The organism is Rhodobacteraceae bacterium IMCC1335 (genome assembly GCA_039640495.1).
GTDB lineage: Bacteria > Pseudomonadota > Alphaproteobacteria > Rhodobacterales > Rhodobacteraceae > Thalassovivens.
Genome location: CP046864.1, coordinates 1781106 through 1796579 on the forward strand (window position 1 = coordinate 1781106; position 15474 = coordinate 1796579).

13 protein-coding genes are annotated in these 15474 nt (G+C 51.2%); 6 read left to right on the forward strand and 7 right to left on the reverse strand.

Features of this window, described 5'->3' with window-relative positions; all coding sequences use genetic code 11:
• Position 1 precedes the first annotated feature (1 nt).
• The gene (locus GN241_08475; protein ID XAT57399.1) at positions 2–2788 is read left to right on the forward strand and encodes a glutamine-synthetase adenylyltransferase; all 2787 of its coding nucleotides are present in this window, start codon (positions 2–4) and stop codon (positions 2786–2788) included.
• Positions 2775–3056 (forward strand): hypothetical protein, encoded by a 282-nt coding sequence (locus GN241_08480; protein ID XAT59228.1) that lies wholly within the window; start codon positions 2775–2777, stop codon positions 3054–3056. Before GN241_08475 ends, GN241_08480 begins: the two co-directional genes overlap by 14 nt.
• A 77-nt stretch (positions 3057–3133) precedes the next feature.
• Here the strand turns inward: GN241_08480 and eda are convergent, their stop codons facing one another.
• Complete coding sequence (gene eda, locus GN241_08485) at positions 3134–3772, reverse strand: bifunctional 4-hydroxy-2-oxoglutarate aldolase/2-dehydro-3-deoxy-phosphogluconate aldolase (GenBank protein XAT57400.1); 639 nt, start codon at positions 3770–3772, stop codon at positions 3134–3136.
• A 20-nt stretch (positions 3773–3792) separates the two neighbouring features.
• Positions 3793–5598 (reverse strand): phosphogluconate dehydratase, encoded by a 1806-nt coding sequence (locus GN241_08490; GenBank protein XAT57401.1) that lies wholly within the window; start codon positions 5596–5598, stop codon positions 3793–3795.
• A 127-nt stretch (positions 5599–5725) separates the two neighbouring features.
• Between GN241_08490 and GN241_08495 the strand changes: the two genes are divergently transcribed.
• Both GN241_08495 and GN241_08500 read left to right on the forward strand, forming a co-directional pair.
• Positions 5726–6922 carry an RlmI/RlmK family 23S rRNA methyltransferase gene (locus GN241_08495; protein ID XAT57402.1) on the forward strand — a complete coding sequence of 399 codons (1197 nt, stop codon included), beginning with the start codon at positions 5726–5728 and terminating at the stop codon, positions 6920–6922.
• Positions 6919–7479 carry a PIN domain-containing protein gene (locus tag GN241_08500; protein ID XAT57403.1) on the forward strand — a complete coding sequence of 187 codons (561 nt, stop codon included), beginning with the start codon at positions 6919–6921 and terminating at the stop codon, positions 7477–7479. Before GN241_08495 ends, GN241_08500 begins: the two co-directional genes overlap by 4 nt.
• A gap of 34 nt (positions 7480–7513) precedes the next feature.
• Here the strand turns inward: GN241_08500 and GN241_08505 are convergent, their stop codons facing one another.
• The 3 genes from GN241_08505 to GN241_08515 form a co-directional block, all read right to left on the reverse strand.
• Positions 7514–8791, reverse strand: a complete 1278-nt coding sequence (locus GN241_08505; GenBank protein XAT57404.1) for a phosphopyruvate hydratase — start codon at positions 8789–8791, stop codon at positions 7514–7516.
• A gap of 155 nt (positions 8792–8946) precedes the next feature.
• Complete coding sequence (locus tag GN241_08510; GenBank protein XAT57405.1) at positions 8947–9816, reverse strand: EamA family transporter; 870 nt, start codon at positions 9814–9816, stop codon at positions 8947–8949.
• A gap of 95 nt (positions 9817–9911) precedes the next feature.
• A complete protein-coding gene (locus tag GN241_08515; protein XAT57406.1) occupies positions 9912–10328 on the reverse strand; it encodes a transcriptional repressor in 417 nt (138 codons plus the stop codon).
• Positions 10329–10721: 393 nt separating this feature from the next.
• On the opposite strand from GN241_08515, the gene GN241_08520 reads away from it, so the two are divergent.
• Entirely contained in the window at positions 10722–12005 is a 1284-nt protein-coding gene (locus tag GN241_08520) for a DEAD/DEAH box helicase (protein XAT59229.1), read from the forward strand.
• 75 nt (positions 12006–12080) lie between these two features.
• Positions 12081–12959: an EamA family transporter gene (locus GN241_08525; protein ID XAT57407.1), complete on the forward strand. Its 879-nt coding sequence runs from the start codon at positions 12081–12083 to the stop codon at positions 12957–12959.
• A gap of 38 nt (positions 12960–12997) precedes the next feature.
• On the opposite strand, the gene GN241_08530 is transcribed toward GN241_08525, so the two are convergent.
• Both GN241_08530 and GN241_08535 read right to left on the reverse strand, forming a co-directional pair.
• Positions 12998–14422 (reverse strand): YdiU family protein, encoded by a 1425-nt coding sequence (locus tag GN241_08530; protein XAT57408.1) that lies wholly within the window; start codon positions 14420–14422, stop codon positions 12998–13000.
• A 50-nt stretch (positions 14423–14472) separates the two neighbouring features.
• Positions 14473–15414: a nucleoside hydrolase gene (locus GN241_08535; protein XAT57409.1), complete on the reverse strand. Its 942-nt coding sequence runs from the start codon at positions 15412–15414 to the stop codon at positions 14473–14475.
• Positions 15415–15474 lie beyond the last annotated feature (60 nt).

Below are 15474 nucleotides of genomic sequence, written 5' to 3' on the forward strand. Positions count from 1 at the left end.
TATGCACTTTTCTCATTTGATGCAGCACATTCCAAGGCCATTTTCTGCGGATCATGGGTATGAAGCACGTCAGTTCTTTGCGGCGGATGGAGAAGAAATTCAAGATTTTGTGGCCGCGGTTGCAGGCTCAAGCCCCTATTTGAAGGGGTTGATTGAAAAAGAGCATCAGTGGCTACGGGGCGCATTTGCGCAGCCCGACGCCGCGTTAAAGGTTGAGTTTTCGGATTTGAAAGCGACAGCCGATAGCGACCTGATGAGCGCGCTTAGACGCGCCAAGAGGCGCGTCGCGCTTTGGACGGCTTTATGCGATTTGGCGGGCGTATGGGCGCTTGAAGAGGTTACCGCGGCGCTAAGCAAATTTGCCGATCTCGCCTGTCAAATGAGTTTAAACCATGCGCTTAAAGTTCAGTTGCAACGCGGCAAAATCCCCATGCGCAAGCCTGAGACGGATCCGGCAGAATTGGGTATGTTCGTTTTGGCTATGGGAAAGCTTGGCGCCAATGAGCTGAATTATTCCTCTGATATAGATCTGATTTGTTTTTTTGATGAAAGCTATTTTGCCTCGGTGGATGTTTTCGAGGCCCGCGCCGGCTTTATTCGCGCAACCAAGAATATGGTGGCACTTTTGAACGATATCACGGCCGAGGGCTATGTGTTTCGAACCGATTTGCGTTTGCGGCCAGACCCGTCTGTGACACCAGTTTGTATGGGGGTCGAGGCGGCCGAACATTACTATGAAAGCCGCGGGCGCACGTGGGAGCGCAGTGCCTTCATCAAAGCGCGGGTGATCGCTGGGGATTTGCAAGCTGGGGCGCGGTTCCTCCAAAAAATGGAACCGTTTGTATGGCGGAAATATTTAGACTTTGCGGCCATTGAAGATGCGCATAATATTCGCTTGCAAATCCGACGTAAAACCGACGTGACGGGGGCGATTACGCTGCCCAAACACAATATTAAACTTGGTCGGGGCGGAATTCGCGAAATTGAATTTTTTACGCAAACGAGGCAATTGATTGCGGGCGGGCGAGACCCTGATCTGCGGTTGCGTGGAACGCAGCAAAGCCTTGCAGCGCTCTGTCTAAAAGGTTGGATTGATCCTTTAACCAAATCGCAGCTTACAGAGCATTATCAGGCGCATCGGGTGCTCGAGCATCGCTTGCAAATGATCAATGATGCTCAAACGCATAGTTTGCCCGCATCGGAAGTGGAATTTGAACGCTTAGCGGCGTTGATGTCGCGCAGCGCAGATGCGTTGAAATCGGAAATATTCGCGCGGCTGACATCGGTTCATCAAATAACCGAAGCTTTTTTTGGGCCTGCCTCAAGCGATGTACCAATCGAGGCGCCTGAGTTTTCAGAAATATTGGACAAATGGCCAACCTATCCGGCGCTGCGTTCGGAAAGAGCCTATACGATATTTATGCGGTTACAGCCGGAAATTCTAAAGCGGCTTAAGCATACGGATAAGACCAAAGAGGCTGTTTTGGCTTTTGATCGGTTTTTGAGCGGCCTTCCTGCGGGAGTGCAGCTGTTTTCTTTGTTTGAAGCCAACCCTCAATTGATTGATCTGTTGGTCGATATCGTGGGCACCTCGGATCATTTGGCCGAATATTTGGCGCGGAATGCTAAGGTCTTTGATGCGGTGATTGGTGGTTCTTTTTGGGATTCTTGGCCCGGGTCTGAAACGTTAATGAAAGACCTCTCTAAGCTGCTGCAAACGACATCAGATTATGAAACCAAGCTGGATATGACGCGCAGATGGGTAAAGGAATGGCATTTTCGAATTGGCGTTCATTTGCTGCGAGATCTGACATCCGTCGAGCAAACAGCCCGAGAATATGCAGATTTGGCCGAGGCAGCCTTAGCCGCCTTATGGCCAGAGATTTGTGCTGAATTTTCGCGCAAATATGGCCCACCTCCGGGGCGCGGGGCGGCTTTGATTGCAATGGGGTCTTTGGGCGCGCGGCGGTTGCATTCAAATTCAGATCTTGATGTGATTCTTCTTTATGACGATGCAGGGCAGGAAGTCTCGATCGGGCCGAAATCTTTGCAATCACGCAGTTATTATGCGCGCTTAACGCAATCTGTCATCACTGCGTTAACGGCACCCATGGCAGAGGGCCGGCTTTATAACGTAGATATGCGATTGCGTCCTTCGGGCAATCAAGGGCCTGTTGCCACCTCATGGTCTGCGTTTAAAGCCTATCAGCAAAAGGAAGCTTGGGTTTGGGAACATTTGGCGCTAACGCAAGCACGACCGGTGACGGGATGCGACAGTTTGTGCTCTGATTTTGAGGGGTTTCGGTTGGCCACGCTTCGGCAGGCGGATCGAGATAAGTGTTTGCGCGGTTTGTCGAAAATGCGCGCGCGCTTGCTTAGTGCTTGGGCAGAAAAATCGAGTTGGCATTTCAAGCTCGGCAGAGGGGGGTTGCTCGATATTGAATTGCTGTCACATCTTGGGTTGCTTTTAGGGGCCTCGGTGAAGCGCGATACGCGGAGCGGACTAACCAGTTTGCAGCACCTTGGCATTATTAATGCAGCTGATTTGGCCTGCTTGATTGCTGCGCATAATTTTTTGTTCCCATGCCGATTGGTGTCAAAATTTTTATCGGATGACACGCTGAACCTCAACGCGATGGGCAGCCGTGACTCGGCGCTCTTATTCCGCGTTTCTGGGACAAAAGATTTTGAAGATTTACAAAGCCAGATAAAACATCATAGACAAGTAGTAGATGCTATTTTGACGCAAGTTCTGCCGGTTTTACAGGAGAGTGATCATGAAAGGTGATGCGCTAGACCCAAAAGCCCTGATCCGTGAGGCGTATAATATAAAAGATATAAGCGCCGCAGAATGCCGCAGCATTTTTTTGGATTGGGCACTTACGATCCCAAGCCAAGAGGATACGCGAGATATCTTAAGGCAGCTTTTGGATAAATATGAGAGCTTCAGCCAAACACATCCAATGACGGAAACTTTAAAGCTGGGTTTGCAAAAGGCGGAACCGCCGCGGCGCCGCGGCGGCTGGCGCAGGCGGGCGGCCGAAAGGGCCCTCTAAATCTGCAGGGGGCATGTTTGATTCAAAATCTGCAAAATACTAAATTCACGCGGCCAGAATCAGAGATGATGCCAGGGTTATACGAGCTGACAAGCTGCCCGTGCTAAGGTCTCGATATCATCCCATTTACCTGCCTCGATCAGCGCTTTCGGCGCAACCCAGCTGCCGCCAACGCAAAGCGTGTTTTGCAAACTCAGATATCTTCTTGCATTTTGTGGGGTTACACCGCCAGTGGGGCAAAACATCGCTTCTGGCAAAGGCGCGCCTATTGCTTTAAGCGCGCTGGGGCCGCCATTTGCTTCAGCAGGGAAGAATTTCTGCACCGTATATCCGCGTTCAAGCAAACTTAAAACTTCGCTTGCAGTGGCCGCTCCTGGCAATACGGGTAGGTCTTCTGCTTCACAAGCTCCAAGCAACCGATCTGTTGAGCCTGGGGTTACGCCAAATTTTGCCCCAGCTTGGCGAGCGGCGGCAACATCTTTGGGGCTGAGCAATGTTCCAGCTCCGACAGTAGCGCCGAGCACTTTTGCCATTTCGTTAATTACGTCAAGCGCTGCTGGGGTTCTTAGCGTGACCTCGAGCACTGATAAGCCACCGGCAATTAAGGCTTCTGCCAACGGACGCGCTACGGCAACATCTTCTACCACCAAGACTGGCATAACTGGGGCCATTTTACAGAAGTCTGATGTGATTTTACTGGCTGTGCATGGTGTCAAAACCGCCTCCTTGAATTTTATTATACCACAATGCCTGCGCCGGCGGTTGCCAAGCCCACATTATTTCGGAACATATCAAACAACTCGCGCCCTGTTCCATGATGATTTCCTGTCAAATCTGCGGTTTGAACGGGTCGGTTTTCAAAATCGGGCTCTAGAACCATAAGCGCACCGCTGCGCGCATCTAGCCGGATCATATCACCATCACGCAGTTTTGAAATTGGCCCTCCAACGGCGGCTTCAGGGCTGAGATGGATGGCAGAGGGTACTTTGCCAGAGGCGCCCGACATGCGCCCATCTGTCACCAGCGCCACGCGCAACCCGCGATCTTGAAGCACGGCTAAAACCGGCGTCAACCCGTGCAGTTCTGGCATACCATTCGCCTGCGGGCCCTGAAAACGCACAACCAAGATTGTGTCACTGGTGATGCTGTTGTTTTTAAACGCCTCTTTTACTGCGAGCTGTGTTTCAAAGATACGGGCAGGGGCTTCGATAATATGCCGCTCTTGGGCTACTGCCGATATTTTAATCATCGCGCTTCCCAAATTTCCGTCTAATTTCTTTAAGCCACCACTGGGTTGAAATGGCGTTTTCACGGGGCGAAGAATTTTTTCATTCTCGCTATTTCCGGAAACGGGGCGGAATTCTATATCTTCGCCGGAGAGTTTGGGCTCTTGGCGATAATGGCTGAGGCCTTTGCCCATAATGGTGATGACATCCTCATGAAGCAGGCCGGCATCCAATAATTCACCGATCATAAAGCTTAGCCCACCCGCCGCGTGAAAATGGTTCACATCGGCCAGGCCGTTGGGATACACTTTTGCCAACAACGGCGTGATCGCGGAAATCGCGTCAAAATCTTCAATTGTGAGATGAATTCCTGCGGCGCGCGCCATGGCGGGGAGGTGAAGCACAAGGTTGGTTGAGCCACCAGTGGCCATTAAGCCCACAATACCATTGACGAATGCCTTTTCGCTGAGAATGTCACAGGTGGGGGTATATGCATCGCCCAGCGCGCTGCAGCGCATCACTTGGCGGGTGCCATATGCGGTTAACGCATCGCGTAGCGGTGTGTTGGGGTTGATGAAAGACGCCCCCGGCAAATGTAAGCCCATAAACTCCATCAGCATTTGGTTGGAGTTTGCAGTTCCGTAAAATGTGCAGGTGCCCGGCCCGTGGTAACTGGCCATTTCAGCTTTCATCAAGGCATTGCGGTCGACTTCTCCGGTGGCAAATTGCTGTCGAATTTTTGCTTTTTCATCATTTGGAATTCCAGAAACCATCGGGCCGGCGGGTAAAAAAATGCTCGGCAAATGTCCAAAAGTCGCAGCTGCTATGATCAAGCCCGGTACAATTTTATCGCAGACACCCAAATAAATGGCTGCGTCAAATGTATTATGAGACAGGCCAATGCTGGCAGCCAATGCAATGACGTCGCGTGAAAACAAAGACAGTTCCATCCCGGGCTGGCCCTGCGTTACCCCATCACACATGGCAGGTACGCCGCCAGCAACCTGCGCCGTGCCTCCATTTTTACGCGCCACGTCGCGAATAAACCGGGGAAAGGTTTCAAATGGCTGATGCGCCGAAAGCATATCATTATAAGCGGTAATAATACCAATATTCGGGCCCGCTTGCGTGGCCAAAGTGCTTTGATCTTGCTGCGCCGCCGCGTAGGCATGCGCCTGATTGCCGCAAGACAGATGTGCCCGTTGCGGTCCTTTGCCGCGGGCCTCTTGCATTCTTGAAAGATAAGCATCCCGATCCGGTTTTGAGCGGTCAATAATTTTTTGGGTAATATTGGATATAATCGGATGCAATTGCATGGCTTTGACACTTTCATGTTAGCGCTAACAAATCTGCACTAACATGAAACGAAAAACAGACGCAAGGGCGGAAATACGGCTTCAAAAGAACTTTCTCTTTTTACAGTCATGCCCTAGAAGCCAAAGCATGACACAGAATATTTATCCTACCGTGCGTTTGCGCCCAAATGCCGCTGCGCAAGCAATCCGACAAGGGTTTCCTTGGATCTATAATAATGAGCTGGTGTTTGACCGGCGCGGCAAAAAGCTTCCCGCTGGCAGCGTGGTGATTGTGGAAGATTCCGAGCGCCGCCCGATAGGTTTGGGGGGAATAAACCCTTTATCTAAAATTGCAGTGCGCATGTTGGATCGCGATATTGAGGCAGAAATCGATCAGACCTGGTTCTTAAAGCGGCTCAGCGCGGCCCTGCATTTGCGAGAGGTGCTTTTTGAACAGCCGTTCTACCGCTTGGTACATGCCGAAGCCGATGGGATGCCGGGCGTGATTATCGATCGTTTTGGCAGCCTTGTTGTGGTGCAGCCCAACGCCGCTTGGGCCGAGATGCGGCTTGCCGCTTTGAGCCAGGCTTTGCTTGAAGTCGAGGGGATTACCTGCGTTCTTAAAAATGCTGGCGGGCGCAGCCGGGCGCTTGAAGGGTTAGACTCTCAAAACAATATTTTAATCGGCGAACGGCCTGAAACAACAGTTGACGTGCCGATGAACGGAGCGGTTTACAAGGCTGATTTGATAAGCGGTCAAAAAACCGGTCTTTATTTTGACCAACGTCCAAACCACGCTTTTGCTGCCAGTTTGGCAAAAGGGCGCACAGTGTTGGATGTGTTCAGCCATGTTGGTGGTTTTTCATTGGCTGCGCTTGTTGCAGGCGCCCAGTCAGCGCTGGCGGTTGATGGGTCTGAGGCGGCGCTGGACCTTGCCATGCAAGGGGCTGTTGCAAGCGGCGTGGTCGATAAATTTGAAACTCAAAAAGGCGATGCTTTTGCGCAATTATCAGCACTGGCAGAAGCTGGTGAAAAATTTGGGTTGGTCATTTGTGATCCGCCGGCTTTTGCCTCTTCAAAACCCGCGTTAGAGGCAGGGTTGCGGGCGTATGAAAAAGTGGCGCGGCTGGCGGCTCATTTGGTAGAGGAGGGGGGCTTTTTGATTCTGTGCTCCTGCTCGCACGCAGCTGATTTGGTAAAATTCAGAACTGCCTGCAATCGCGGTATCGGCCGCGCGGGGCGCTCGGCGCAATTGTTTCACACTGGATTTGCCGGTGCGGATCACCCTTTGCACCCTCAATTGGCGGAAAGCGGTTATTTGAAAGCCTTGTTTTATCGCCTATGAAAATAGTATTGGATACATGCGTTTTGTTCCCTACCGTTATGCGGGAGATGCTTTTGGGGGTTACGGCGTCGATGGCCTGGACGCCGATCTGGTCTGAACGTATTTTGGAAGAATGGCAGCGCGCTGCAATAAAACTTGGCGCAACCGGACCAGCCCAAGCGGCCAGTGAAATCGCACTTCTGCGCGCCGCGTGGCCCGATGCCTGTGTGGCATGGCCCAGCTCATTAGAGGCGCGCCTTTGGTTGCCCGATCGCGCCGATTGCCATGTTTTGGCGGCGGCTATTTCAGGATCTGCCGATTTGATCGTGACGCTGAATAAAAAAGATTTCCCGCGTCACATTTTGGGCGAAGAAGGGGTGGATCGCCGCGATCCGGATGCGTTGCTTTACATGGCGTTTACCGCTGACCCATCCGCCGTTGAGGCGGTAGCCGAGCGGGTTTTGAGCACTGCAAATCTGCTTTCCGGGCAAGAATGGACGATCCGTCCTTTGCTTAAAAAGGCTAGATTGCCAAAACTTGCAAAGGCGCTCGGCGCAACGGCCAGCAAAGAGGCGTGATCCGAGCGTGATCGATCGTCTGGACCTGCCCAGATTATCCGCGCAGGATAGAATGCCCGGCATATTCGGCAACATCCCCTAATTCTTCTTCGATACGGATCAGCTGGTTGTATTTTGCCAAGCGGTCCGAGCGCGCCAAAGACCCGGTTTTTATTTGACCGCAATTCGTGGCAACGGCCAGATCAGCGATCGTTGTGTCTTCTGTTTCGCCCGAGCGGTGCGACATAACATTCGTAAATCCGGCGCGATGCGCCATATCCACCGCCTTTAAGGTTTCTGACAGGCTGCCAATTTGATTGACCTTCACCAACATTGAATTGGCGCTTTTTTGGCGGATACCATCGGCTAAGCGATTGGGGTTGGTTACAAAAAGATCATCCCCCACAAGCTGTATACGGGCACCCAGAGCCTCTGTTAACGCATTCCAGCCTGCCCAATCATCCTCAGCCATCCCATCTTCGATCGAGATGATCGGATAGTCATTCACAAGCGCCGTTAAATACGCCACATTTTCTTCCGAGCTAAGAGTTACACCTTCACCCTTCATGTGGTATTTTCCGTCCCGGTAATATTCAGTCGCGGCGCAGTCTAGCGCCAAATAAACATCCTCACCCGCTTTGTAACCCGCCTTCTCAATCGCCTGTAAGATAAAGTCCAATGCATCACGGGTTGAGCTTAGATTTGGGGCAAAACCGCCCTCATCTCCGATCCCGGTAGAAAGCCCGGCTTTGGTAAGCTCTTTTTTTAATGTGTGAAAAATCTCTGAGCCTATGCGCACGGCTTCACGGATCGAATTGGCGGCAACCGGCATAATCATGAATTCTTGAATATCAATGGGATTATCAGCATGTTCTCCGCCATTGATTATGTTCATCATGGGCACAGGAAGAATTCGGGCTGCGGTTCCGCCAACGTAACGATATAGTGGAAGATTGCTGAAATCTGCAGCGGCTTTCGCCACCGCCAATGAAACGCCCAGAATTGCATTTGCTCCCAAGCGTGATTTGTTCGCAGTTCCATCCAATTCCAGCATCGCTGTGTCAATCGCCTGCTGGTCAAGCGCGTCAAATCCAACCAACATGTCTGCGATTTCACCGTTGACAGCATCGACTGCTTGTAAAACACCCTTGCCCATATAGCGCGCTGTATCGCCATCGCGCTTTTCAACCGCTTCATGTGCGCCGGTTGAGGCGCCTGAGGGCACTGCGGCGCGCCCGCTTGATCCATCTTCTAACAGAACATCGACTTCAACTGTTGGATTGCCTCTGCTGTCAAGAATTTCGCGGGCAAATATATCTAGGATCAGGCTCATGCTTGGATGCTTTCTTTCTTAATTGTATCGAAAGGGCGCTTAGCAGCTTCGGGTTGGAAAGTGAATGCATTAGATCTCGGTTTTAGGCGCGCTGCGCTAACTGAGCCGTAATCCGGCAATGAAATTTGTGCGGAATTTATGCTTAGATGCGCTGGTTAGCCAGTTTTGCGGTCCAAAACCCGCTCTCTCCAAAAGATATATATTCCGGAGGTTAAAATGATAGCCGCACCGATGAAGGTTGTTGAATCAGGTCGCTCGCCGAGAAATCCCATCGCCAAAGCAAGCGCGAAAATAAGGCGGGAATAGCGAAATGGCGAAACCACTGAGGCATCGCCGATGCGCGTGGCTGAAATCAGCGTGAAATATGCAAAGCATCCGATCAGAACGGCGCATGCAAATAAAAACCAGTTCACGTTCTGCAAGGGGGTGAAAGGGCCCGTGAATGGCAATGCAATTACACCTGCGCAGGTGGTGGCAACGAAAGCATAGATCGATACCGTAACTGAGGAGAGCTGCGCGCGCATGACCCGCGTTGCCAAATCTCGGGCTGATAAGCAAAGCACGCCAAGCACGGCGAAAAGCGATTCTGGCTGAAACCCCGCCATGCCCGGCCGCAAGATCAGCAAAACCCCTGCAAATCCGACCAAAGACGCGGTCCAGCGCCGCCATCCAACCCGTTCTTTCAAAAACACCGCCGCGCCCAGCGTCACCACCAGCGGTGTTGCTTGTAAAATGGAAGAGGCGATTGCCAAAGGTGTAAGCGCGATGGCCGTGACAAAAAACAAAGCGCCAAAAAGATCCGCGATACTTCTGAAAATAACCGGAAAGGTTAAAATATCCGCGCTATAAATCGGAGCTTTGACGGCCAAGGCAATGATCGAAAATAAAACCGTTCCCAAGCAGCCGATCGTTATCAAGACCTGAGAGACGGGGGTCTCTTCTGCGATGATCTTAATGATGAAATCTTCAAGCGCAAAGCCTGCCATAGCCAAGCACATGAATATGATTGCGCGAAGGTTGTCCATTAAGTGCTCGATCTATGAAATGGGCCCGGCAAGCTGAACGTGCCGCATATGACGCCAAGCAGTCATTGATGCCGTCTGAGATGTCAATGGCGGGGTTATTCTGGTTTTGAAATCGGCACGCCATACAGCTCTAATTTATGGCCCTTCAAGCGATAGCCCAGTCTCTGCGCAATTTTTTCCTGCAGGGCTTCTATTTCCGGATCTAAAAATTCGATTACTTTTCCGCTGTTTAAATCGATCAGATGATCGTGATGATCGCGTTCTGCATCTTCATAGCGTGCGCGCCCATCGCCGAATTCAACGCGCTCAAGAATGCCGGCCTCTTCAAAAAGCTTGACAGTTCGATATACGGTTGCGATCGAAATTCCCGCATCTAAAGCCGAAGCGCGCGCGTATAATTCTTCTACGTCGGGATGATCATCAGACTCTTCCAATACGCCCGCTATAATGCGCCTCTGGCCAGTCATGCGCAGCGCTATGGCTTCACAGCGGTCCATTATACTGTCTGACATGACACGTCCTTTCTTCGTTAGGCAGGGCTTTAAATTATTTTTTTCAACCTGCAAAGCCTAGATTAATTTTGCTACTTGACCTGCTCATGGGTAAGGGTTGACTTTATGCAAAGAATAGGTGCATGCAGTGCCAACAAATCTTCCTGTCGCGTGAGCAGATTGCCGGCCGTTATCGTAAAAAGATAAATGGCGAAAAGACAAATTTGAAGATTGCACCGTTCCCAAAATCACGCGTGGGCGCATAATAAGATGAAGAACCTCTTCTCATTCTGAGCGGGGTTTCTTGTCTGTGAACAGGCCTGCAGCGTTGTGATGCGCCGCGTGGGTTTTGAGGTTAGGGCGTTGGGCAAGACCTTGCGCCAGAAAAGGAACAGAGTGACGTTATTTGAAGAAATGGGTCTGCCCAAAGGTTTGGTGGCACAATTAACAGCTGCGGGTATTCACGAACCAACGCCCATCCAATCGCACGCGATACCGCATGCGCTGAACGGCAAGGATGTTTTGGGGCTGGCGCAAACGGGAACTGGCAAAACCTTCGCTTTTGGTGCGCCATTGGTGACGCAATTATCCGAGATGACGGGGCGACCCAACGCCAAAATGGTGCGCGGGTTGATTTTGGCGCCCACGCGCGAATTGGCAAAGCAAATCAGCGATTCGATAAAGCTTTTGGTGGTTAATTCTCCGATGAAGATTGGCTTGGTGGTCGGAGGCGTTTCAATTCGGCCCCAAATCGCCCGCGCGGCGCGTGGCTCAGATATTATCGTTGCTACCCCAGGCCGGTTGATCGATCTGCTTGACCGGCAAGCGCTTTCCCTCAGCGATACCCGTTTTTTGGTTTTGGATGAAGCAGATCAAATGTTGGATTTGGGCTTTATTCACAGCCTGCGGAAAATCGCAGGTCTTCTGCCAAAACAGCGCCAGACGATGTTGTTTTCGGCAACGATGCCCAAGCAAATGAATGAATTGGCCGCGAGTTATCTCCAATCGCCGGTAAGAGTTGAAGTATCACCGCCAGGCAAAGCGGCGGATAAGATTGATCAATCTGTGCATTATGTGGCGAAAGCCGAAAAGATGAATCTTTTGATCGAACGTTTGAAAACCCATGAAGGTGATTTGGCGCTGGTATTTTCGCGCACCAAGCACGGCGCGGAAAAAATGCTCAAAACGCTGCATAAAAGTGGCTTTTCGGCAGGCTCTGTGCATGGAAATAAATCACAATCGCAACGGGATCGCGCCATACGCGACTTTCGCGAGGGGGTTATCAAAGTCTTGGTGGCCACAGATGTTGCGGCGCGCGGGCTCGATATTCCCGATGTGCGGTTCGTTTACAATTATGATTTGCCCGATGTTCCGGAAAATTATGTGCATCGCATAGGCCGCACGGCGCGCGCCGGCGCTGCGGGGCAAGCCGTTGCGTTTTGCGCGCCGGATGAAATGGATGCATTAAAGGCAATTCAAAAGCTGATGGCGCTGCGCATTCCTATTGGTTCAGGCCGCCCTTGGGAAGATATTGAAATTCCAGCAGGAAAGAAAAACGGCGCCCGTCCAAGCGGAAACCGCCGCCGCAAACCCTCAGGATCTAACTCGCAGGGGGGGCATTCTGCAAAGCCGAGCATGACGGGGGCACAACGCGCGCGTCAGCGCCGCAAATCAAAAGCTGCGCGCTCTGCAGCTTGACCTTTGTCAACTGCAGAGATGAATGAATTTTGCGAGGCAGGCCAGCAAAGCAGAAAACGGTATTGGTGCTAAAAGATGTCAGCTAAAAAAGGCGTTGATGCACAAGGCATCGTGTTTTTGGTGGGCTTGTCGCTTCTACTGGCGTTTAATCAGATCGTCATCAAGGTTACAAATCAAGGGTTTCAGCCAGTTTTTGCGGCCGGCATTCGATCTCTGGGCGGGTTATTGATTGTTTGGGCATGGATGTATTGGCGCGGCATTCCCATCGTTCTGGCGCGCCGCGTTCTTCTTCCGGGCCTTGGCCTCGGTTTGCTGTTTTCCTTCGAGTTTTTCTGTCTGTTTTTGGCGTTAGATTTTACCAGCGTGGCGCGGGCCAGTATTTTATTTTATTCCATGCCTATATGGCTTGCGATCGGCGCACATTTTCTATTGCCCAACGAACGCCTTACTTTGCAGCGCAGCGTTGGATTGCTGATTGCTATGGCCGGCGTAATCTGGGTTTTGGCGGATCATGAAGCCGCGACAGAGACCCGTATATGGGGGGATATTCTGGCTTTGGCCGGTGCGCTTGGTTGGGCGAGCTTGGCGCTTTGCGTGCGATTAACAGCGCTGTCAAACGAGAAGCCAGAGGCCCAATTGTTCATCCAGCTATTGATATCAGCGCCGGTTCTTTTAATGTTTGCGCCTTTTTTTGGGCCCAGCCTGCGGCAACCTGAGTTGGTTCATGTTTTGGGCTTGAGCTTTCAAATCGTTGCAATCGCGGGCTTTGCTTTTGCCTTCTGGTTTTGGCTGATTAAGGTTTATAAAGCGTCCTCTGTGGCATCTTTTAGCTTTTTATCACCCATGTTTAGTGTGGTTTTTGGGTGGATCGTGCTGGGCGAGGCCTTAAATGCGACGGTAATTTTATCTCTGGGCTTGGTCACAATTGGTTTGATATTGGTCAATCGTCGGTGAAATTTCCGCCGCTACTATGCAAGAAGTTCATTGATTTTCTATGTACCACAAAATGTTGCGGTTACTTTCTCATGCATTTCTGGTGGCTGTCTAAGGTCCTCAAAATCATCAGAGGCGGTGAACGGGGAAGACAATGCAGCGTTCAAGCGGTGAAATTGGGTGTAATCCCCCGTAACAGCTGCGGTGATCATATGCTCTATCTTATGGTTGCGTGGAATAAGTGCAGGGTTTTTCGACTGCATCAGCAAATGCGGATCTGCCTCGTCTTTTAAACGCATTTGCCATTTTTGACGCCAGTCTTCAAAGGGGTGGGGATCTGTAAATTCATTTTCCGGCTTACCGTTGGCCAGGGCATGAAAGGTGTTGGTGAAATCTGCCTGACCTTCTGCCATAAGCGTCAATAACGCGCTGATGAGGTCAAAATCTTCGGGTTGGGGTGTTTTCAATCCGATTTTGGCCCCAAACTCACGCAGCCAATACGTATTGATCAAATCGGGCATGGCATGAATATTTTGCGTGAAGCGATCTATGGCCGCCTCTGCATCGGGCATCAAGGGAATAAGAGCCGTCGCAAATTGCGCCATGTTCCAAACGATGATGTTGGGCTGATTGCTATAGGCATAGCGCCCGGTGCGATCGATGGAGGAAAACACTTGGTCGGGATGATATATATCCATAAAAGCGCAGGGGCCATAATCAATCGTTTCCCCCGCAATCTGGCAATTATCCGTATTCATCACACCATGTATAAAACCCAAGCCCATCCATTTGGCTATCAAACGAGCCTGCAGATCGATCACGGCGTTCAAAAGCGCATCTGGGCTTTGAGCCTGTGGAAAATGCCGCTCCACCGTATATTCGAACAAGGTTTGTAAGGCGGTTATGTCGCGTCGGGCTGCGAATACTTGAAAGCTTCCTACGCGCAGATGGCTTTTGGCAACGCGGGTTAAAATGCCTCCGGGATAAACGGCTTCGCGCAGAACAGGCTGGCCCGTTTCCACTGCGGCCAGGGCGCGGGTTGTCGGAACGCCCAAAGCGTGCATGGCCTCTGAAACCACATATTCTCTCAAAACTGGGCCCAGCCAAGACCGACCATCGCCATTGCGCGAATAGGGCGTTGGACCCGCGCCTTTCAATTGGATGTCAAACCGCGCCCCATCTGGACAGAGCACTTCGCCCAGCAATAGTGCACGCCCATCGCCCAATTGAGGATTATATTGGCCAAATTGATGCCCGGAATAAAGCTGCGCCAGCGGCTCGGCCCCGGCTGGCATTTGATTGCCTGAAAAAATCTCCGCCAAAGTGCTTTCTGAGCCGCCTGTTATACCAAGGTCTTTGGCCAAGCCTTGATTATAAGCAATCATCTTCGGGGCTTTTACGGCCGTTGCAGGCAGCTTTGTGTAAAATCCTGCAGGCAGCTTTGCAAAACTGTTGTCAAAGGGAATTTGAACCGGAGTGCTCATAAATTTTGACCTTTGGCTTGTTCCTAAAGACTGTTGCCGAAACCGCGCCTTTATAAGCGCCCAATGCGCTCGGTAATCAACTCAAAAAAACCATCCGCGTCTAAATCGCCAATAAATGTGGCATTTGGGGGCCTTTCGCTGACCCGCCACCAATCTGCCACTGTCATCCCGCGGGTCAATTCAGATTGGGTTTCGATCATCACATTGATATGCCGGCCCGAGAACAGCTGAGGGCGCAGTAAATAGGCGGTTACGCATGGATCATGCAACGGTGCGCCAGCGCTGCCATATTTCTCTTTGTCGAACCGTTCAAAAAAATCTGTCATATCCGCCACCGCTCTGCCGGCCGGCGTGTTCAAATTGCGAAACGCATCATTGCGATCATTAGTGACCAATGCCTTATGCGTCACATCAAGCGGCAACACAACAATTGGAACGCCTGATTTAAACACAATATCAGCAGCTTCTGGGTCAACATAAATGTTAAACTCTGCGGTTGGTGTTATATTGCCAACCTCAAAATAGGCCCCACCCATAAGTACAATTTCCTGCACCATTGGAACGATGTCAGGCGCTTTTTGAAACGCAGTGGCAATATTTGTTAGGGGCCCCAATGGGCAGAGGGTAATGGTTTTGGGCGCCGCTTCGCGCAGCGACCTGATGATGAAATCAACCGCGTGTTCATCCTGAAGCGGCATTTTTGGATCGGGCAAACTGGGCCCATCCAGACCAGTTTTTCCATGGACATGCTCGGCGGTTACCAATCGCCGCCCGAGCGGGCGATCACAGCCTGCAAATACCCGCATATCGGATCGATTAGCCAATTCGCAAACGATACGCGCATTTTTCTGCGTTAGCTCTAACGGCACGTTACCTGCAACCGCCGTGATGCCAAGAACTTCAAGTTCATCCGGGCTGGCCAAGGCCACCAAAATAGCCACTGCATCGTCTTGGCCAGGATCGGTATCAATAATGATTTTACGCTTTGTCATAATTTTTCCATTTGTTGACGTATCAGGATAGACTGGTGTTGGCTTTAAGGGCAAGCCGGA